The organism is Nocardia sp. NPDC059229 (genome assembly GCF_042754165.1).
In the GTDB taxonomy this organism is placed as follows: domain Bacteria; phylum Actinomycetota; class Actinomycetes; order Mycobacteriales; family Mycobacteriaceae; genus Nocardia.
Window position 1 is genome coordinate 344,117 of the sequence record NZ_JBHZAK010000003.1, and the last position, 18,109, is coordinate 362,225.

18 protein-coding genes are annotated in these 18,109 nt (G+C 68.1%); 8 read left to right on the top strand and 10 right to left on the bottom strand.

Translation table 11 applies throughout. The features are described 5' to 3' along the window. Nucleotides 1-54: 54 nt before the first annotated feature. From ACFXHE_RS10390 to ACFXHE_RS10405, 4 genes are read left to right on the top strand one after another with little or no spacing between them, the layout of a single operon-like run. Entirely contained in the window at nt 55-636 is a 582-nt protein-coding gene (locus ACFXHE_RS10390; protein ID WP_379381811.1) for a UbiX family flavin prenyltransferase, read from the top strand. A gap of 21 nt (nt 637-657) precedes the next feature. Then, nucleotides 658-2,151: a UbiD family decarboxylase gene (locus ACFXHE_RS10395; protein ID WP_379381813.1), complete on the top strand. Its 1,494-nt coding sequence runs from the start codon at nt 658-660 to the stop codon at nt 2,149-2,151. 31 nt (nt 2,152-2,182) lie between these two features. Further along, nucleotides 2,183-2,593, top strand: coding sequence for a DUF3224 domain-containing protein (locus ACFXHE_RS10400; RefSeq protein ID WP_354830296.1), 411 nt, complete (start codon nt 2,183-2,185; stop codon nt 2,591-2,593). A 17-nt stretch (nt 2,594-2,610) separates the two neighbouring features. Further along, nucleotides 2,611-3,354 (top strand): SDR family oxidoreductase, encoded by a 744-nt coding sequence (locus tag ACFXHE_RS10405; RefSeq protein ID WP_379381815.1) that lies wholly within the window; start codon nt 2,611-2,613, stop codon nt 3,352-3,354. A 309-nt stretch (nt 3,355-3,663) separates the two neighbouring features. Here the strand turns inward: ACFXHE_RS10405 and ACFXHE_RS10410 are convergent, their stop codons facing one another. Both ACFXHE_RS10410 and ACFXHE_RS10415 read right to left on the bottom strand, forming a co-directional pair. Then, nucleotides 3,664-3,858, bottom strand: a complete 195-nt coding sequence (locus ACFXHE_RS10410; protein WP_379381817.1) for a hypothetical protein — start codon at nt 3,856-3,858, stop codon at nt 3,664-3,666. Next, on the bottom strand, nt 3,855-4,031 hold the full coding sequence (locus ACFXHE_RS10415) for a hypothetical protein (RefSeq protein WP_379381819.1): 177 nt from the start codon (nt 4,029-4,031) through the stop codon (nt 3,855-3,857). Before ACFXHE_RS10415 ends, ACFXHE_RS10410 begins: the two co-directional genes overlap by 4 nt. A 241-nt stretch (nt 4,032-4,272) precedes the next feature. On the opposite strand from ACFXHE_RS10415, the gene ACFXHE_RS10420 reads away from it, so the two are divergent. Both ACFXHE_RS10420 and ACFXHE_RS10425 read left to right on the top strand, forming a co-directional pair. Continuing rightward, complete coding sequence (locus ACFXHE_RS10420) at nt 4,273-5,166, top strand: helix-turn-helix domain-containing protein (protein WP_379381821.1); 894 nt, start codon at nt 4,273-4,275, stop codon at nt 5,164-5,166. Continuing rightward, nucleotides 5,163-5,375, top strand: a complete 213-nt coding sequence (locus ACFXHE_RS10425; protein ID WP_379381823.1) for a DUF397 domain-containing protein — start codon at nt 5,163-5,165, stop codon at nt 5,373-5,375. Before ACFXHE_RS10420 ends, ACFXHE_RS10425 begins: the two co-directional genes overlap by 4 nt. A gap of 60 nt (nt 5,376-5,435) precedes the next feature. On the opposite strand, the gene ACFXHE_RS10430 is transcribed toward ACFXHE_RS10425, so the two are convergent. The 4 genes from ACFXHE_RS10430 to ACFXHE_RS10445 form a co-directional block, all read right to left on the bottom strand. Further along, on the bottom strand, nt 5,436-5,819 hold the full coding sequence (locus ACFXHE_RS10430; protein WP_379381825.1) for a VOC family protein: 384 nt from the start codon (nt 5,817-5,819) through the stop codon (nt 5,436-5,438). A gap of 553 nt (nt 5,820-6,372) precedes the next feature. Further along, the gene (locus ACFXHE_RS10435; protein ID WP_379381827.1) at nt 6,373-6,786 is read right to left on the bottom strand and encodes a nitroreductase/quinone reductase family protein; all 414 of its coding nucleotides are present in this window, start codon (nt 6,784-6,786) and stop codon (nt 6,373-6,375) included. Nucleotides 6,787-6,850: 64 nt separating this feature from the next. After that, nucleotides 6,851-10,876, bottom strand: coding sequence for an NACHT and WD repeat domain-containing protein (locus tag ACFXHE_RS10440; protein ID WP_379381829.1), 4,026 nt, complete (start codon nt 10,874-10,876; stop codon nt 6,851-6,853). Nucleotides 10,877-10,953: 77 nt separating this feature from the next. Beyond that, nucleotides 10,954-11,598 carry an MspA family porin gene (locus ACFXHE_RS10445; protein ID WP_379381831.1) on the bottom strand — a complete coding sequence of 215 codons (645 nt, stop codon included), beginning with the start codon at nt 11,596-11,598 and terminating at the stop codon, nt 10,954-10,956. Between the two features lie 352 nt (nt 11,599-11,950). On the opposite strand from ACFXHE_RS10445, the gene ACFXHE_RS10450 reads away from it, so the two are divergent. Both ACFXHE_RS10450 and ACFXHE_RS10455 read left to right on the top strand, forming a co-directional pair. Next, on the top strand, nt 11,951-13,249 hold the full coding sequence (locus ACFXHE_RS10450; RefSeq protein ID WP_379381832.1) for a PspC domain-containing protein: 1,299 nt from the start codon (nt 11,951-11,953) through the stop codon (nt 13,247-13,249). A 61-nt stretch (nt 13,250-13,310) separates the two neighbouring features. Then, complete coding sequence (locus ACFXHE_RS10455; protein ID WP_040855660.1) at nt 13,311-13,952, top strand: response regulator transcription factor; 642 nt, start codon at nt 13,311-13,313, stop codon at nt 13,950-13,952. A gap of 171 nt (nt 13,953-14,123) precedes the next feature. On the opposite strand, the gene ACFXHE_RS10460 is transcribed toward ACFXHE_RS10455, so the two are convergent. The 4 genes from ACFXHE_RS10460 to ACFXHE_RS10475 form a co-directional block, all read right to left on the bottom strand. Next, on the bottom strand, nt 14,124-15,278 hold the full coding sequence (locus tag ACFXHE_RS10460) for a serine/threonine-protein kinase (protein WP_379381834.1): 1,155 nt from the start codon (nt 15,276-15,278) through the stop codon (nt 14,124-14,126). A 371-nt stretch (nt 15,279-15,649) separates the two neighbouring features. Beyond that, nucleotides 15,650-16,648 (bottom strand): sucrase ferredoxin, encoded by a 999-nt coding sequence (locus ACFXHE_RS10465; RefSeq protein ID WP_379381836.1) that lies wholly within the window; start codon nt 16,646-16,648, stop codon nt 15,650-15,652. Then, nucleotides 16,645-17,205, bottom strand: a complete 561-nt coding sequence (locus tag ACFXHE_RS10470) for a YdeI family protein (RefSeq protein ID WP_379381837.1) — start codon at nt 17,203-17,205, stop codon at nt 16,645-16,647. Before ACFXHE_RS10470 ends, ACFXHE_RS10465 begins: the two co-directional genes overlap by 4 nt. A 24-nt stretch (nt 17,206-17,229) precedes the next feature. After that, nucleotides 17,230-17,994: an alpha/beta fold hydrolase gene (locus ACFXHE_RS10475; RefSeq protein ID WP_379381839.1), complete on the bottom strand. Its 765-nt coding sequence runs from the start codon at nt 17,992-17,994 to the stop codon at nt 17,230-17,232. Between the last annotated feature and the right edge of the window lie 115 nt (nt 17,995-18,109).

Sequence of the window (18,109 nt, forward strand, 5' to 3'; positions counted from 1 at the left end):
ACCTGACATGAACGGTCCTTCTGCGAGTCGCCTCTGGTCGGCAACGCTGAGGCGGTGTCAGAGACTTCGACCGGGGAACCGCGGCGGCTGGTGGTGGGAATCAGCGGAGCGACCGGAATCGCCTATGGCATCCGGGCCTTGGAACTTGCGCGCAAGGCCGGGGTGCAGACCCATCTGGTGGTGACTCCCGCCGGGCAGCAGACCCGGGCCTACGAAACCGGGTTCAGCGCAAAGGATCTCGCGGCCATGGCCGACGTGGTCTACCGTCCCGCCGACATCGGGGCGGCCATCGCATCGGGCTCGTTCCGGACGGCGGGGATGCTGGTGGCGCCGTGCTCGATTCGCACGCTGTCGGCCATCGCCTACAGCAACGGTGACAATCTGCTCACCCGCGCGGCGGACGTGACCCTCAAGGAACGGCGCCGGCTGGTGCTGATGGTGCGCGAAACCCCGCTGACACTGGGCCATCTGCGCGCGATGACCGCGGTCACCGAATCCGGCGGCATCGTGATGCCGCCGGTGCCCGCCTTCTATCTGCGCCCGGACAGCATCGACGAACTGGTCGACCACACCGTCGGCCGGGCGCTGGATCTGTTCGGCATCGATCTACCGGATATGCCCCGCTGGGGCGAGTGACACCTCCTCGAAGGAATCATCGTGAAACATCTGAAGAGCCTGCGCGAATTTCTCTCCGAGCTGGAGCGGATCGGCGAGCTGCAGACCATCGATCACGAGGTCGACTGGGATCTGGAAATCGGTGCGGTCACCCGGCGCTCCTACGATCTGCGGGCTCCCGCACCGCTTTTCACCAACGTCACCGGATACGGCGATACCGGGTTCCGGGTGCTGGGCGCCCCCGGCGCATTCAGCAGCGCCGAACATCAGTTGGCGCGCATCACGATGGCGCTCGGGCTACCCGCCGAGGCGAAGGGCCAGGAGCTGATGGAGGCGCTGGTCGAGGCCCGTAGCAAGCCGGGTATTCCGCCGGTGGAGGTGCCCGGGGAGGGCGCTCCGTGCAAGCAGAACATCCTGCTCGGTGACGACGTCGACCTGACGATCTTCCCGACGCCGCGGATTCACGGCAACGACGGCGGTCGCTACATCGAGACCTGGGGCATCAATATTGCCCGCACCCCGGACGGGTCGTGGACGAACTGGTCGGTCAACCGGATGATGATCCACGACCGCAAGACCCTGGCCTGTCTGATCGCTCCGGTGCAGCATCTGGGCATCGTCCGCTCGAAGTGGGCCGAGATCGGCAAGCCGATGCCGATCGTGCTGGCACTGGGTGTGGAGCCGGGACTGCCGTTCGTGGGCGGAATGCCGTTGCCGGAGGGCGTGTCCGAGTGCGACTTCATCGGCGGCTATTTCGGTGAGGGCATCGAGGTGGTGCCCGCCGAGACGGTCGACCTGCTGGTGCCCGCGACCGCGGAGATCGTGATCGAAGGCTTCGTGTCGATCGACGAAACCGTCATGGAGGGCCCGTTCAACGAATTCCCGGGCTACAACGCCACTGTCGCCTCTCCGAAGGCGCGTTTCGATGTCACCGCGATCACCTATCGCGACGGTGCCATCCTGCCGGTGGTCGCCGCGGGCCCGCCGGTCGAGGAAGACCACACCTGCACCGCCACCATGCACGGCGCGGAACTGCTCTACCAACTGCGCCAGGCCGGGTTGCCGATCTCCTCGGCCTGGCACACCCCCGAGGCCGCCATGCACTGGCTGACCCTGTCGGTGCGCCAGGACTGGCACCGGACTCTCGGGATTTCCTCGGCCGAATTGGTACAGCGGGTCGCCGATGTGGCGTTCACCGGCAAGGCATCGGTCAACGCACCCAAGATCCTGCTGGTCGAGGACGATGTCGACATCACCAACGTCGACGAGGTGGTGTGGGCGTTCGCGACCCGGTCGCACCCCGATGTGGAGCGCGGTGAATTCCATTTCCCGCACAAGCTCAGCGACGACCTGCCGGTGTACCTCGACGACGAGGAGAAGCACACCTTCATGGCGGGCAAGGTGGTCTACAACTGCCTGCTCGCCGACCTCTACCCGGAGGGCAAGCGCCCGGTGAAGGGCAGCTTCGAAAACGGTTGGCCCGCAGAGATTCAGCAGCGCGTGCTGTCGAACTGGCAGAAATACGGCTACCGCTGATCCGTATTCCGAGAAACGAAGGAGAAAATTGATGAGCAATCCCGAAACCACCCACGCCACCGGCCGGATCACCGTCCACAAGTACGAGCCGGCGGCCTACGAGGAGCCGGCCGAGGGCCCGGTGCTGACCCGGATCCACGTCGAGGAGAGCTTCAGCGGCGACATCTCCGGTGAGGGCGTGGTGGAGTTCCTGCAGTCCGCCAATGCGGACGGCACCGCCAGCTTCGTCGGCATCGAGCGGGTCACCGGCACCATCGCCGGCCGGGCGGGCACCTTCCTGCTGCAGGACCAGGGCAGCGTCGCCGACAATGTCGTCAGCGGTGAGTGGTTCGTGGTACCCGAGTCGGGCACCGGCAAGCTGGCCGGCTTGCGGGGCACCGGCGGCTTCAAGGCCAACCTCGGTGAGAACGCCGAGATCTGGCTCGACTACTGGTTCGAGTAGAAGGTAAGGGACACCGCATGTCTGAATCACTGGCCGGCAGAACGGCCCTCGTGACCGGGGCGGCCACCGGTATCGGCACGGCCATCGCCCGCGCCCTGGCGGCCGCGGGCGCGCAGGTGGTGATCAATCACCCGCACACGCCTGATCTCGCCAAAGCCGCTGTTGCTGAGATCGAATCGGCCGGCGGCCGCGCGATCGAGATCGCGGCGGATGTGACGAACGCGGACGAGTACCGGGCGATGGTGGAGCAGTTGCTTTCCGCCTTCGGTCGCTGGGACATCCTGGTGAACAACGCGGCCGTGGCCGTCACCAAGCCGTTCGACCAGGTCACCTCCGAAGAGTTCGATCGCAGCTTCGCGGTGAACGTCAAGGGCGTGTTCCACGGTCTGCAGCTGGCCTGGGATCACCTGGCCGACGGCGGGCGCATCATCACGATCTCGAGTTCGACGACCGGATTGATGTTGCCCGGCTACGCGGTCTACGACGCCACCAAGGGCGCGGTCGAACAGTTCACCCACATCCTGTCCAAGGATTTCGGCAAACGCGGCATCAGCATCAATACCGTCAGCCCCGGCGCGACGGAGACCGAGACCTACCGGATCGGCAAGAGCGAACAGTTCCTCGCCGGGCTGGAAGCGTTGAGCGCCTTCGGCAGGCTCGGCCGGCCCGACGAAATCGCCGCCGTGGTCGCGTTTCTCGCCTCCGACGCGGGCGGCTGGGTGACCGCCCAGAACATCCGCGTCAACGGCGGCACCGTCTAGTACTGCCGCTGCATTCAGGTGAGTGGGTGGCCTCGTCGGTCTTCGCGGTCGGCGAGGTCACCTTTCCCGCAACGAGTCGGAATCCTCCGCCCAGCCGATCAGGCTGCCCGCTGCTGCACCAGCGCACGATTCCCGCGTTCCACCCGGGCGCAGATCGCCGCGACCGAGTAGCGGTCCCGGCTGTGCCGGGCCACGCCGGAGCGGGACGTCCGGCGTGGCCGGAGAGCGAACAGAGTACTGACGGCCAATATGGCTGTGATGAGCCAGATTTCGAGGTACATCGTCGGCCTTTCGGCGAAGGATGATGGGCTACCGGCGTCGTTCCGGTGATCGTTCCCCCGGCAGGGTGTCGAGGAAGGCTCGGGCGGTGATCCACCTCGGGCAGTGCGGATCGCATCCGGCGTGCAGGGCGAGAATGCCCCCGGCCCGCTCCCGCGTGATCGGCACGATGCGGCCGTCGCCGCAATGGTCATCCACCCACTCCGGGGTTCCGGGCCCGCTCATCGCGTGTTCGTCTCGATAGCCGCAGCACTGCCGGCGAACTCCTCCAGCACGACCCGCGCCCGCTGCCGCACCCGGCAGACTTCCCGGTCGCAATATCGATGCACCCGCCACGCCAGCTGAGCGTGCTCCCGGGTCAGCGGCCCCGGATCGGCCTCGCAATCAAGCAGATTCATCGCAACCCTCCCATTCGTCGCGAGTCGGCGCGCCCGATGGGGCTGTCGGAGTGGAGTGCAACCCCAACCGGGCGCATTACAAGCGAACCTCTCGGCGCTGTGGCGGTGACGCCAAATCGGTGACTCCGGAGCGGTTTCGGCGAAACGCCTGCACGGCCTCCGGATCCGGTGGGACTCTTGCACCGAAGCGGTGATGAGAACTGTCCGAAGTGGGTGAACGCGACCACGCGAAACAGAGGACGTGACGTTGTCTGATCTCGGAGTCGGCTCGACAGTGCCACTGCGCCAACTCGGGCGACTGATGCTCGAGTGGAGAAACCGTTCCGGTCTGAGTCAGGCGCGAGCCGCGGAGCTACTCGAAATGGGGGCAACCAGTCTCGCGCGACTCGAGAAAGCTGAGATCACGCGGGTGCGGACCGGCGTCATCAAGGAAGCTTGCGGCATCTACGGAGTGCCCGAGGACATCGCGGAAGGCATGGTGCGGCTTGCGCAGCAGGCCAAGGTGAAGAACTGGTGGCACTCCTACCGGGACCTCATGCCCAAGCACCTCGATGTGTACGTCGGGCTGGAAGCGGCAGCCGCCGGATGTGTCACGTACCAGCCGGAATTGATTCCTGGACTGCTACAGACCGAAGAATACGATCGAGCTCTGCTCTGTGCGCGGTGGCCGAACGAGCCGGCGGAGGAACGAGATCGGCGCACACAGATCAAGCAGCATCGACAGGTGGCGATCACTCGCAAGAACCGCCCCCTGGACGTCGACGTCGTGATCGGCGAGGCGGCGCTGCGGCGCCCGGTCGGTGGCCCCATGGTGATGGCAAGGCAGCTACGGCATCTCGCGGATACCTCGACGCGCGACAATGTTTCGATCCGCGTACTCCCGCTTCGGGCTGGATTTCCGGGCGGCGTGTCGATGCTGCCATTCGTGATTCTGGACTTCGGTACCCCGCCTCCGGGTGCGCCGACGGAGCCTCTGGTCGTGTACCTGGAGGGGATGGTCGGCAGTATGTACCTTGAAGATCAGGACGATGTGAGGATCTACTATTCCGCCCACGAGACCCTCCGTCAGGCCGCCTTGGACGAGGCAGCCTCTCGAAACCTGTTGAGACGGATCGCAAGGGAGTACGCACCGTGAACGTCCACCTGCCCAATGCACAGTGGTTCAAGAGCAGCTACAGCCAGGCCGGCGGGGAGTGTGTCGAGGTCGCGTTCCTGGATGGGGGGAAGGTCGGCGTTCGTGATTCGAAGGATGCCAATGGTCCGGCGCTGGTGTTCACGCCCGGCGAATGGGATGTGTTCACCCGTGGCTTGGGCAGCGGCGGGTTCGACTGCCCAAGGAGTTGACCGACAATCGAAAGGTCAACGGCCCGTTCGATTTCGGGCCGTTGACCGTCGAGGCACCTGTCATGCGGAGGTGGCGATCTTCCAGAGGTGGCCGTCGGGGTCGGCGATGTAGCCGAAGTAGCCACCCCATTTGGCGGCGGTGGCGGGCTTGACGATTGCGCCGCCGGAGGAGATGGCGGTGTCGATCACCGCGTCGACTTCTTCGGTGGTGTCGACGATGTGGTGGAAGGAGACGCCGCGGAAGCCGCTACCCTCCGGGGAGACTCCGGCGTCGCCGGCGGCGTGGGCCACCGGGTAGATGCCGAGGGCCGAACCGCCGTCGAGCTCGAACGAGGCGAAGTTCGGGAAATCCTGGCCGAGCTTCGCGCCGAGGGCGACGTAGAACTTCTTGGAACGCTCCATGTCGTCCACTGCCAGCATGATGGTGGTGACCTGCAGAGCCATTGTCTTCTCTTTTCTGCCATTGTTTGCGGGTTCACTCTCTCGACCGGCCGCGCCGGCCATATGTGACAGGCAGTGGCATGGATCACATCGACGGAATTCGGGTGCGATCGGCCGAGCGAACTGCCTCCGGAACCAAAGCTGTTACGCGCCTGCGTCATTCACAGCCGACTGGCACCGGACGCCGATCGTCCTCGCATCTTCGGGTGATTGGCTCGAGCCGACGGCGCGCCGGGCTGCGGCGGCCGAGGATGATCGTAGGAGAGTAGTTGTCCACTCCACTCGTGTCCCGTACCAGCAGAATTCTCGCTGCTGCCCCGATGGCCGCCGCACTCGCCGGGGCTCCGGCCATCGCCGCCGCAACCACCGGTGACCCCGGCGGCACCGCGAGCACACCAGCGGCCGCTATACCCGACGCCACCGGCACGGGCGGCGGCACTGCGGCGGGCACCGGAGCGGGGACGGGAACTGGGGCAGGGACCAGCTCGACCCCCGGGTCTCCGGGCGGGGTGAATCCCGGTGGGCCCGGTATCCCCTCGTTCGGGCGGCCTTGTTTTCAGGCGGTTTCGCGGTACACCGCGATCACGGGAATCTTGCGGGTCGTCTTGACCCGGTATTCGGCGAACACCGGCATGAGCTCGACCATGCGGTCATAGAGCTCGTCGGCTTCCGGCCCGGTGACGAATTCAGCCTTGCCCGTGTACGTTTCGTCACCGACCTCCAACGTGAGCCGGGGATTGGCCCGCAGGTTGTGGTACCAGGCAGGATGCTTGTCCGCGCCGTCATTGGACGCGATGAGAACGATGCGCTCACCGTCGGGGACGCAGACGAGCGGATTGGTGATCGCCCGGCCGGACTTCGCCCCGGTCGTGGTGATCAGCACCAAGTTGCTACGGCCCTCGAACGTCCCTCCGACCTTCCCACCGTTGGCCCGAAACTCCTCGATCACGGATTCGTTGAATGCGTTCATAACCCCTGTCCTGTTCCAGATCTGCTGCTGCCAACCGAGCGGGCCGGGGAGAAATTCCGCCTCGTCAGTGGGCGGGGCAGGGTGGCTGGTACGGGAGCTGGGGGAGGTAGCGGTGCCAGAGGGACTCGGTCCAGCGGGTGGCGGTAACCGCGCAGATGCGGTCGACGGCGTGGCGTTCGTCCAAGTCCCACAGGCGGATTCCGCCGTCCTGTCCACCCGCCGCAACCAGCGTGGCCTTGCTGTCCAGCGTTGTGGACCAGCCGGCCTTCGCGGATTCGGACAGCGGGCCGCCCAGGCGTCTGGGATCGGAGGGATGGGTGAAGTCCCATAGTTGGACGGTGCCGTCCTCACTGGCGGTCACCATGGTGTGCGCGTCGGCGCTGAATCCGACGGAGGTGATGTTCAATGTGTGCGCGGCGACCGGTTCGCCGAGCTGGACCGGGTTCGCGGGGTCGGTGATGTTCCAGCTCTGGAGGAGTTCGTGGGCGGTGACGACCATGGTGTTTCCGTCGGGGGTGAATCTCGCCTGGGTGTCGCCGGTATCGGCTTGCCGGAGCAGTTCGCCGAGTGGTCGCGGATGCCGGGGATCCGCGATGTCCCACCGGGTGACCGCGAATTCGTTGTTGGCTTTGCGATGTTCGGACACCAGCAGGGTCTTGTCGTCCGCGCTGAAAGCAACCCAGGCATAGCGCACGTCCAGCGCGATGGGGTCGCCCAGCATTACCGGCCGCGTACGATCCGAGAGGTCCCAGAGCTGGACCGGGCCGCCGTACCTGGCGGAGGCCATGGTGCGCCAGTCGTGCGACATGCCCGTCGCGCCCAGGGAATCGGGTGAAAGCGGCCAGTCGGGCAGCGCCTTGATCTGGGCTGGATCGGCGAGATCCAGCACGTGGACGGCGGTCGAAACGCTCAGTATGAGCGTGCGGCCGTCGGGTGACAGGCCGGCCCCGGTGTAGTCCGGATCGGTGCGATATTCGCCGATCCGCCTGGGTGACCGCCGATCTCGGATGTCCCAGACCGTCACCCGTCCATCGGTGGAGTAGGTGACCATGCGCTGGCCGGAGGCATCGAGCAGGGGCGTGCGCGCCCATCCGGTGCCGCCGACCAGCACCGCCGGCGGCAGCGACCAGGTCAGCAGCGCGCCGTCGCGACCGCCCGCCGCGAGGGTGCGGCCATCGGGAGCAAAGGCCAGGGCGTTCGCCCCGCCGGAGCACGGCATGCTGACATCGGTGAATTTGCAGGTGATTCCGGGCAGGGAGAGCTGCGCGGTGAGCGCGGTCGGGTAGGCGGGTTCGGTCACGTTCCACAGGGTCACCGCGTGGCCGCCCGCCGCGGCCAGTGTGCGGCCGTCCGGCGCGAAAGCCAATGCGGGGATGGTGCTTTCGCCGGTATCGACGGGTGTCCCGACCGGGCGCGGACGGGCCGCGTCGGACACGTCCCAGAGCGTGACCGTGGCGTCGTTGGAGCCGACCTTCCGCATGATGCCCACCCCGGAGCCGACCGCCAGGATCTTGCTGTCGGGGCGGAATGCGAGCCCCGCGAGATCCTGGACTCCGGTGACGGCTTCGCTCAGCAGTGTGGCGGACAATCCGGGGCCGTTGATATCCCACAGTTGTATCGAACCGGTCCGGTGGTCGATGACGTGTTCGACAGCGAGGGTGTGGCCGTCCGGTGCGAGCTCCATACGGCCGAGATACGGGTCGCGGCCGGTGGGGAAGAGTTGTTGCGGGCTGCCGGAGACCGGTGCCGCGGGATTGCTGACATCCCAGACCGTGAGCCGGCCCGGGACCAGCGTCAGCAGGGTGCGACCGTCACCAGTGAAGGCGGCGCGGTTGAGCTTGTCCGCGGTTCCGGGCAGCTGCCCGATCTGCCGTGGTGCGTCAGGTGTGCCGGTGTCCCACAACCGGATCGGCGCCTTCCCGGAGGGATCGACTGTGGCCATGAGCTTGCCGTCGGCGCTGAACGCGACCTCGCGGGCATCATCCACCGTGCCGGCCAGCAGCCGCGGATGCTGTGCGTCCGCGGCGTCCCAGAGGTGCAGTGTGCCGTTGTAGTCGGTGGACGCCAACTGGGCGCCGCCGGGCCGGTAGGTCACCTGCCAGATGCCGTTCCGGTGGCCCGGGGTGCTGGTGACCAGAGGCATGGTCTGGGTTTGCAGCAGCCGTGAGCGCATCTCGTCGTCGCTCGGGCGAAGTCGGCGCGCAACCAGATACAGCTGTGCGGCCAGTGACGGATCGACGGTCTTCAGACGGTCGGCCTGGGCGAGGACCGCGGCGAAGGTCTTGTCATCGCGCTGTTGCTGGACCAGGCGGGTCTGTGAGTAGGCGCCGAAGGCCATGATCAGCAGGCCGACGCCGAGCAGCGCCAGCACCGCCGTGGTGCGGCGCGAGCGCAGCCGCGATCTGCGACGCGCACCAGCCGCGGCGGTGAGGAATTCGTGCGCGAGAGGCCCGACCGGTGGCGGGTCGACGTGGTCGAGCGCGTTGCGGAGCCGGGTGCCCCGGTACAGGAGGGCCGAATCGCGTTCCTGGGCCGCCCATTCGGCGGCGTCGGTCTCCAGGCGCTGGCGGACGAGGTAGCCGACGCGGTCCTCGTCGATCCAGGTGCGCAGGCGGGGCCAGGCGGTGAGGACGATTTCGTGGGTGAGGGTGACGGTGTCTGCGTCGAGGGTGACCAGGCGGGTACGGGAGAGGAGTTCCATGGCGGCGGTGGCGGATTCGCTGTCGGCGGTTCGGCCGAGCAGGTCGGCGCGATGGCCGGGGCGGCGGGTGTCGTGGGTATCGCGGGCAACCGTGACCAGGCCGAGCAGGATTCCGCGGGCGGCGGTCTGCTGGCCGGGAGACAGTTCGTTCCACGCGTATTCGGCGGTCTCGGCGACCGAGCCGACCACCCCGCCGGCTTTGCGGTAGCCGGAGACGGTGAGGCGGCGGCCTTCCCGGTGCTGCCAGGTCGCGGCCATGACGTGGGAGAGCAGAGGGAGCGCGCCCGGGTCGTAGGTGCGGCGGTCGTGATGATCTCCGGCGCCGCAGAGTTCGGTGATGACCAGCTCTTCGAGGCCGGGCTCGAGTTCCAGGCCGACGGTGCGGGCGGGGCCGGAAATGGCCTGGGCCAGTTCGTCGGTGCGCATCGGGCCCAGCAGGAAGCTGTGGTGTTCCAGGGCGTTCTGGAGGATGAGGTGGTTGAGGCAGTGGGCGTAGAAGTCGGCGCGCAGGGCCAGGACGACGGCGATGGGGTCGTCGGTGCGGGTGGCGCAGGTGTCCAGGAGGGTGAGGAAGGCCTCGCGGTCGTGGTCGCTGTCGCAGGTGGTGAAGAGTTCCTCGGCCTGGTCGATGACGAGCAGGCGGCGCGGGCCGTCGGCGCGCGGGGCCAGCGCGGCCTGGAGATGCGAATCCGGTGCGGGGGTGGTCGGCTCGGGTGTCAGCGGCGAATCGTGTTCCGCCGCTTTCGGGACCGCCTCGACTGCTGGTTGCGCGAGCGCGTCGCACAGTGCCTCGAGCGGTTGCACGCCGGGCGTGAGAAGCGTTGTCTCCCAACTGGTGAGCGCTGGGATCAGACCCGCTGCCAGCAGTGACGACTTGCCTGCACCGGAAGCTCCGATGACTACGACGAGCCCGGTGGCCGCACGCACGAGGTCGGTGAGTTCCGCAGTGGCGCGGGTGCGGCCGAAGAAAAGGTCACGGTTCTGGTGGCCGTAGGGGGTCAGACCGGGGTAGGGGCAGGCGACCTCGGCCTCTTCCTGCGGGTTCCAGGTGGTGGCGGCCTGCCAGAGGCGTTGCCACTCTTTGGGTTCCGACAGGTGGCGAGGCAGCGGTCGGCCCGTCTTGCGGGCCAGGTCGGTCAAAGTGAGGACGACCGGGAGCAGTGATTCGAAGCGGGCCGGGACATTGCGGCCCGCTTTCCAGTCGCTGATGCGTTGTGCGGACGCGCCGCCCGGGCGGGTGCCCTGGGCGGCGCGCATGCGGTGCTCGGCGGCCGTGGCGACGCGGCGCAGCGTCGGATTCCCAGCTGCTTCATAGAGTTCGGTGAAGCGCTTGGCGAAAAGTGCACGGGGTGACCGGATCTGATCTACGTCGATTTCGTCGGTCACCACGTGCTGTCCCGCGTTCCCTCGTCCCCCGTGCGCACTACGCCAATGTAGCGGCCGGAGAACGAGAGTGGCGAAACGATTCACAGGACGATCGGATCGCCCATGATCTCGTCGGTCGCGTCCGCGCCGGGTGAGGTGGCCTCGATGATGGTGTAGGCCTTGATGGTCAGCGGGCCGGCGCAGCCGTCGACGGTGAGCCGGTAGTCGCGGTTGAGGGCGTAGCCGGTGTCGGGGCCCGAGAGCTGCTTCTCACCGAGCTTGATGTCCTTGATGGCGCCGGGCTTGATGCTCAGGTCGACGCCGACGCTGCCCGAGATCTCCGGCGTGATGGCGACACTCGCGGTCGGCGTCACCTCGGTGAGGCTCGCGGTGGCCCCGACCGAGGCATCGGCGTCGACGCCGACCTTCGCCTCCACATCGAATTTCACGTCCAGGTCGACCGCGCAGCCGGCGAAGTAGCCGTAGCGGATCTTGCCGGTCCCGCCCTCGACCCTGCCGTAGAAGGTGTTGTCCAGGTATACCTCCCGGCTGGTCGGCCACCCGTTCATCGGCGGCACCGGCCGGGCCGCGCTGTCGGATTGACCGACCGTGACGGTCATACCGTTCGGTGCGCTGGTGATCCGCTCGTGCGGCGCGAGCCCCCCGTCCGCGTGGGCGATGCCCGCCGTCCCGCAGAACAGCGACGCGGCGGCGATGACACCCGAAACAGCGGTCTTGATGATCATGTGAGTCCTCCCCGACTCTCGAAGCGGAGCTTGTTCGCCCCGCTGAAATGAAGGTAGGAAGACAGCCCCCGACCGGGCGATGACCTTCGGTCGCGACGGCGGGAAACGCCCTGATCGGCGGCCTGGGAGCAATTGTCCGGTCCGGCCAGGGCGGTCCGGCCGTAGCTCGGGGCGGCCATCCGGTCCGGCCGGGGCGCGATCGGCCGCGGGACCGCACAATGCCGGGCCGCATCCGATAGCCGTCCAGGTCAGCGATGCTTTCCTGTCCGGTCCGGACAAAACGGCGCCTCAGGGATCGAATCGGGGTGTTTCCTGATGTCGGGTGTCACCGGCCCGTGCCAGTATCGAAGGCATGTATCCGTCCGCGCCCCTGTACGACCCTGCCCGCGGGGCGGTCACACCCGTGACCCAGCCCAAGCTGGTGCGGCGTACCGGCGGGCGCATCGTGGGCGGGGTCGCGGGCGGGCTCGCCGATCACCTCGGGATCGACGTGTTCAAGGTGCGGATCGGTTTCGTGCTGCTGTCCGCGCTGGCCGGGGCCGGGATCGTGGCCTACGGGATGCTGTGGATCTTCACGCCCGCCGGGGGTGACGCGGCTCCGCCGACCGGGTCGGAGCGGCGGCAGGCCATCGGATTGGCGCTGCTCGGTATGGCTTTGGCGGTCGCCACCGCGTGGGTGTTCAACGGGACGGCCGCGCATGTGGTGGGGCCGATCATCGTGGTGGCGGTCGGCGCGGCGCTGGTGTGGCGCGAATTCGACGCGGACGGGCCGAGATCCGTCATCGGGCTGCCCGCCAAGCCCTCGGTGGTCACCTGGGCGCGCATTGTCGGCGGGGCCACCCTCATCGTGGTCGGGCTGGGCGTGGTGGTGCTGGGGCGGATCAACCTCAGTTCGCTGGGGTCGGCGCTGCTGGCGGTGGCGGTGACCCTGGTCGGGGCCGGACTGCTGACCGTGCCGCTGTGGCTGCGCATGATGCGCGCGCTGAATGCCGAGCGCTCGGCGCGGATCCGCAATGACGAGCGCGAGGAGATCGCCTCGCACCTGCACGATTCCGTACTGCAGACGCTGGCCTTGATCCAGCGGCAGGCCGGCGACCCGCAGGAGGTGGTGCGGCTGGCTCGCAGCCAGGAACGCGAGCTGCGCAAGTGGCTGTTCGAGGACACCGGGCCCGCGCAGTCCAGCCTGGCCGCCGCGCTGCGCACCATCGCCGGCGAGGTGGAGGACCAGCACGGGGTGAAGGTCACCCCGGTCACCGTGGGCGACGTGTCCATGGACGTCGACGACAGCGGAATCGGGCTGCCCAAGGAACACTTCACCGCGCTGCTGGGGGCCGCCCGGGAGGCGCTGGTCAATGCCGCCAAGCACGCCGGAGTGCCGACCATCGACCTGTACGCCGAGGTGGAGCCGCATCAGGTGAGCGTCTTCGTGCGCGACCGCGGCAAGGGCTTCGACCCGGACGCGGTGTCGAAGGACCGGCAGGGCGTGGCCAAATCCATCCACGCCCGCATCGAACGCCGCGGCGGGCACGTGGAGCTCAAGTCCGCGCCCGGCAACGGCACCGAGGTACGAATCTTCATGCCGCGCAAGGACGGTGGCGACGAACGGCTGGTGGTGCAGACCGACGCCCCGGAAGACGCCACCCAGCTGTGAGCCGCGGAGTGTGGTACCGATGGGGGCAGGGTTCGGTTCGGCGTCAGGTGAGGAGTCTTAGGTGAGCGTCCGGGTCTTTCTGGTCGACGATCATGCCGTGTTCCGGTCCGGGGTGCGGGCGGAACTGAGCCGCGAATCCGATATGGAGGTCGTCGGCGAGGCGGGCGGGGTGGCCGAGGCCATCGCCGGGATCAAGACGACCGCGCCGGACGTGGTGCTGCTGGACGTGCACATGCCCGACGGGGGCGGGGTCGCGGTGCTGCAGGGCATCGATCCGGGACCGGTGTGCCTGGCGCTCAGCGTCTCCGACGCGGCCGAGGACGTGATCGCGGTGATCCGGGCGGGCGCGCGCGGGTACGTCACCAAGACCATCTCGGGGCCGGAGCTGGCCGACGGGATCCGCCGGGTCTCCGGTGGCGACGCGGTGTTCTCGCCGCGGCTGGCCGGCTTCGTGCTGGACTCCTTCACCGGCAAGTCGCCGGTACCCGAGCCGCCACTGGACCCGGAACTGGACTCACTGACCCCGCGCGAGCTCGAGGTGCTGCGCCTGCTGGCACGCGGCTACACCTACCGCGAGATCGCCGAGACGCTGTTCATCTCGGTGAAAACGGTCGAGACGCACGCGTCGAACGTACTGCGCAAGACCCAGCAGTCGAACCGGAACGCCCTCACCCGCTGGGCACACCGCCGTCGTATCGACTGAGCTCCCCCGCCTCCCCGAGCCTCTAGCGCCCGGCTGAGTGCCGTTGCCCGTTTCGCATGCGTGCCGGCGGTTGGGTGCCGAACCGATTTCGAAGGTACCCGACGAGTTACCCTCGCCGCGCGAAATCAGTTGTCGCTTTGGGCGTCTGAAGTCCTCGGCCGACAGCAGCCGCTACAACACGACCAAGATCACGATGATGATCAGCAAGCCGATGAGCAGGCCGATCGCCACCGCGAGCGGGCCCGCGTTCGGGCCCAGGGCGTTCAGGTCGAAGCCCTTCGACTTGGGTTGCGGGGCAGCCGGAGCCGCGGCCGCCTGTCGCTGCGGGCGGGGGAGCGGGCTGGAGTGCGGGCTGCGCAGCCCGGCGGCGGAATTGCGGGCCGCCCAGGCCGGGATGGTCCCGTCCTCGGTGCGGACCGGCGCGCCCAGGATGTAGGGCGCGGTGCCGGGACCGAAGGCGGCGGTGAGGATTTCGTTGCGCGCCTCGGTCATGGTGGGGCGGCGCTGCGGGGCCGGCTCCATCATGTGCAGCAGCACCTCGGTGAGCGGGCCGCTGCGGGCGGGCGGAGTGATCTGGGCCATGGCGGCGCGTTCCACGATGACATCGCTGTCCTCGTCGAAGCCGTAGGGCGGCCGCCCCTCGATGGCGGTGTACAGCGTTGCGCCGAGCGAGAATACGTCGCTGGCGGTGGTGGGGCGGGCTCCGCGCGCGACCTCCGGCGGCAGGTAGGCCGGGGTGCCGGTGATGACGTCACCGATCTCCTCGGTGGCGTCGTTGGCGCCGCTGGAGATGCCGAAGTCGCTGAGCTTGACCTTGCCGACCTCGTCGCCGCGATCGGCGACCAGGATATTGCCCGGCTTGATGTCGCGGTGCACGATGCCGGCGGCGTGCGCGGTCGCCAGCGCGTCCGCCACCTGCGCGCCGATCTGCGCCACCTCGATCGGGGACAGCTGATCCACCAGCGCAAGGGCTTTGGCCACACTGCGCGAGGGCAGATACTCCATCACCAGCCAGGGCTCACCGGCCTCCAGCACCACGTCGTACACGGCGATGGCGTGCTCGTGCGACAGCTTGGCCGCGACCCGGCCCTCGTGCATGATCCGGCTGCGGACCTCCTGCGCCTCCTCCTCGCTGAGCCCCTGCGTGGTGAGGACCTGCTTGATGGCGACATCGCGGTGCAGCAGCCGATCGGTCGCCAGCCACACGGCACCCATGCCACCACCACCCAGCTTCGACTGCAGGCGGTAGCGGCCGGCCACCAGATAGTCGGGGCCGACAATGGGACGGGCGCGTTCGGTCACGGGTGCAGGGTAGCGGAAAACCATCCTGACTGGCCTGCTTCGAAACCCGAGGTTTGCTGGGCATCCGGGTGCCGGCCTGGGCATTTCTTCCAGACCCATACGGACACAGCGCGTTTCGCTTCTTGGCATCCGCGCGCCCGGCCTGGAGAGAATCTTGCGGGGCTTCTGGCTTTCCGGACGAAACTGACCAAACGGCGACAGTCACCGCCGCCGCGGCAGTCCTCGGAGGTTCGCGCGGACCCGCCTCCTATCACAATGTGCAGTGAAGAGGCCCGCCCCTATTTTTCGGGGGTTTCTTTTTGTGGCTTCGGACTCGATGACTCGCCATATTCGTGAACACGTCGCACGCTACTGAGCGAACTCGAATTCCGAACCTGTAATTCGCGAGCCGGCCGTCACGCGAATTGCCGTATATGGTCGACCTCTACTGCGGTGGCGGGTTTCGGGGCGGCGCCGCAGCTGGCCTGGCGAGGTGAGTAGGCGAGGGTGCGGGTGGTGACCAGCCAGCTGCGCCCATCGCGATGGGTGACCCGGGCCGCGCCCGCGAAAGTGGCAGGGTCGGTGGCGTATTCGGTGTCGTCCGGGGCCGGTTCGACGGTGAGGTCGTCGATGCCCGCGGTCGGATCGGCGTCCCCGGGGACCGTGGTCGCCAGCCCGCTGTCGTCGAGGAGCGGGGTGGTCAGGGTGTAGGAGGCGTCCGCGATGCGCTGGCGGACCGCGACTTCCGCGACCTGCTCGACCGGGGTGTAGCAGCTGCGGCCGCGCAACCCGGTGAGCGAGACCTCGCCCTTGTCGGCGGCGGCGAGCATGGCGTGGGCCGAATCCTCGTCCAGGCGGCCATAAGTGAGCCCGGTGGGGAGAACGATGACGGCGGGGGCGAAGCGGTGGCCGCCGGTGTGCGAGCACTCCCACACCCGGTCGGGGTGGGCGGCGGACAGGCTGGCGGCGATGGGGCGGCCCAACAGCGCGCAGCACTGATCGCGTTTGCCGTGCGCGCAGACCAGGACCAGCGGATCCGTCACGGCCGCACCGATTCCCGGGGCCGGGCCGTTGAGCAGGTGCAGGTCCAGATCCAGCAGCTCACGCAGGTCACTGATCTCGAGGCGCTCGCACCAGGACCCTTCCGGCCGCGAACTGGCGAGCAGAACCGTTCGCACACCCGTGAATTCCTGGCGGCCGGGCCGCCGGATCAGGGTCGGCCGGACGTGCGCCGCCTTGGTGCGCGCCGCCAGTTCGGGCGTGATGTCGGGCCCGAGCACCTCGTCGCCGATCACATCGCGGCCCCACGCCCCGGGCTGCTCGACGCACAGCCAGCCGGTGATGCGGGTCGCGCTCCCGGGTAGCGGAACCTCCAGCGCCGCAGCCGAACACGACAATCCCTCGAACCCCGTCACAATGGCTTCCCGTCGATCAGCTTCCGGATCACCTGCGCCAGCCGCCGCGCTCGCGCCTCCGGCCGCACCGCGCTGCCCAGGTGGTAGCCGACCGCGATGCGCGACTGCGTGGGCAGCGTCTCGAAGAAGGCCGCCGCCTCCGGATGCCGGGCCAGCGCCGCCAGGAAATCCTCCGGCAGATCCCGGCCGACGGCATTGTCCCAGCGGCCGTCCGCCCTGGCCCGGTCCACCTCGGCCTGCCCGGCCGGATGCATGAGCCCGGTCGCGATCAGTTCGTCCACCAGGCCGACATCGCGCTGCGACCACTGGCTGCGCGGGCGGCGCGGCGTGAAACCCATGACGAAGAAGTCCTCGTCGAGCTTCTTGGACTGCCCGTCGATCCAGCCGAAGCACAGGGCCTGCCGCAGCGCGCCGTCATAGTCCAGTGAGGCGTACCCGGAGCCCTTCTTCGCGAACTTCAGCCAAATGCCGTCCACCGCTGCGTGATTGGCCGACAGCCAGTCCCGGAACGACTGCTCGTCGGGAAACCACAGCGTGGGACGCTCGGATGCGGACACCGTTCAACTGTAGATTCCGGCAGCTCAGTGCCCCAGAAAGGGGAGCACTTCGGCCTCGAACCGGTGGTAGCGGTCCCGGTGGATGCTGTGCCCGCATCCGAAGGTGCGAACCGTGCAATCGGGCAGGCTCGTGCGCACCTGCTCGAGCTTGTCCGGGTCCACCATGCCGCCGGGCCCGCCGCGCAGGAACAGCGTGGGCGCGGTGATGTCGGACAGCCCCTCCCACCACTCCGGATACGGCTTGCGGAACTGCTCGAGCGCCACCCTGGTCATCGAGCGATCGAAGGCCAGCACCGCACGCGGATGCCGGATGATGCTGGTGGTGGCGTGCCACAGTTCCGGGATCGACGGCAACCTGCGCGTGAACCGCATCTGCTCGTCGCCGGAGCGCAGCGGCAGCGGTTGTTCCTCGATCACCAAGCGCCGCACCAGTTCCGGGCGTTCCATCGCCAGCCACGAGATGGCGTATCCGCCGAGCGAGTGGCCGACCAGGTCCGCCGTTTCCAGTCCGAGCCGATCGCACAGCCGCAGCAGGTCGGCCCCGAATTCCGGGAATCGGTAGGAGGCGGTGTGGCCGCTGCGTCCGTGCCCGCGCAGGTCGGGAATGATCACCCGGCGTCCGCGCCGCACCAGGTGGGCGGCGAATCGATCCCAGGTGTGTCCGTCCCCGCCCATGCCGTGCACCAGCACCACGGGTGTGTCGCTGTAGAGATGCCCGCCCGTCGCGCCGGAATCCCGGTAGGCGATCCGGACGTCTTCGAACTCGACCCGGGTGACCGCTGACTCCACGATGGTCCAGAGTACGGATCGGGGTCCGGGTAGCGCCCCAGTTTGTGCGCAGCGCCATATCGAATTACCGATTCGGTTGCCTATTCATTCCGATGGCGAATGATGGCGAAACCCT

Bases quoted from the DNA above. Each gene is read 5' to 3' on its own strand.
- ACFXHE_RS10400 (WP_354830296.1), top strand. From the start codon at position 2,183: ATGAGCAATCCCGAAACCACCCACGCCACCGGCCGGATCACCGTCCAC.
- ACFXHE_RS10405 (WP_379381815.1), top strand. From the start codon at position 2,611: ATGTCTGAATCACTGGCCGGCAGAACGGCCCTCGTGACCGGGGCGGCC.
- ACFXHE_RS10410 (WP_379381817.1), bottom strand. From the start codon at position 3,858: ATGAGCGGGCCCGGAACCCCGGAGTGGGTGGATGACCATTGCGGCGAC.
- ACFXHE_RS10415 (WP_379381819.1), bottom strand. From the start codon at position 4,031: ATGAATCTGCTTGATTGCGAGGCCGATCCGGGGCCGCTGACCCGGGAG.
- ACFXHE_RS10430 (WP_379381825.1), bottom strand. From the start codon at position 5,819: ATGGCTCTGCAGGTCACCACCATCATGCTGGCAGTGGACGACATGGAG.
- ACFXHE_RS10435 (WP_379381827.1), bottom strand. From the start codon at position 6,786: ATGAACGCATTCAACGAATCCGTGATCGAGGAGTTTCGGGCCAACGGT.
- ACFXHE_RS10445 (WP_379381831.1), bottom strand. From the start codon at position 11,598: ATGATCATCAAGACCGCTGTTTCGGGTGTCATCGCCGCCGCGTCGCTG.
- ACFXHE_RS10450 (WP_379381832.1), top strand. From the start codon at position 11,951: ATGTATCCGTCCGCGCCCCTGTACGACCCTGCCCGCGGGGCGGTCACA.
- ACFXHE_RS10460 (WP_379381834.1), bottom strand. From the start codon at position 15,278: ATGGTTTTCCGCTACCCTGCACCCGTGACCGAACGCGCCCGTCCCATT.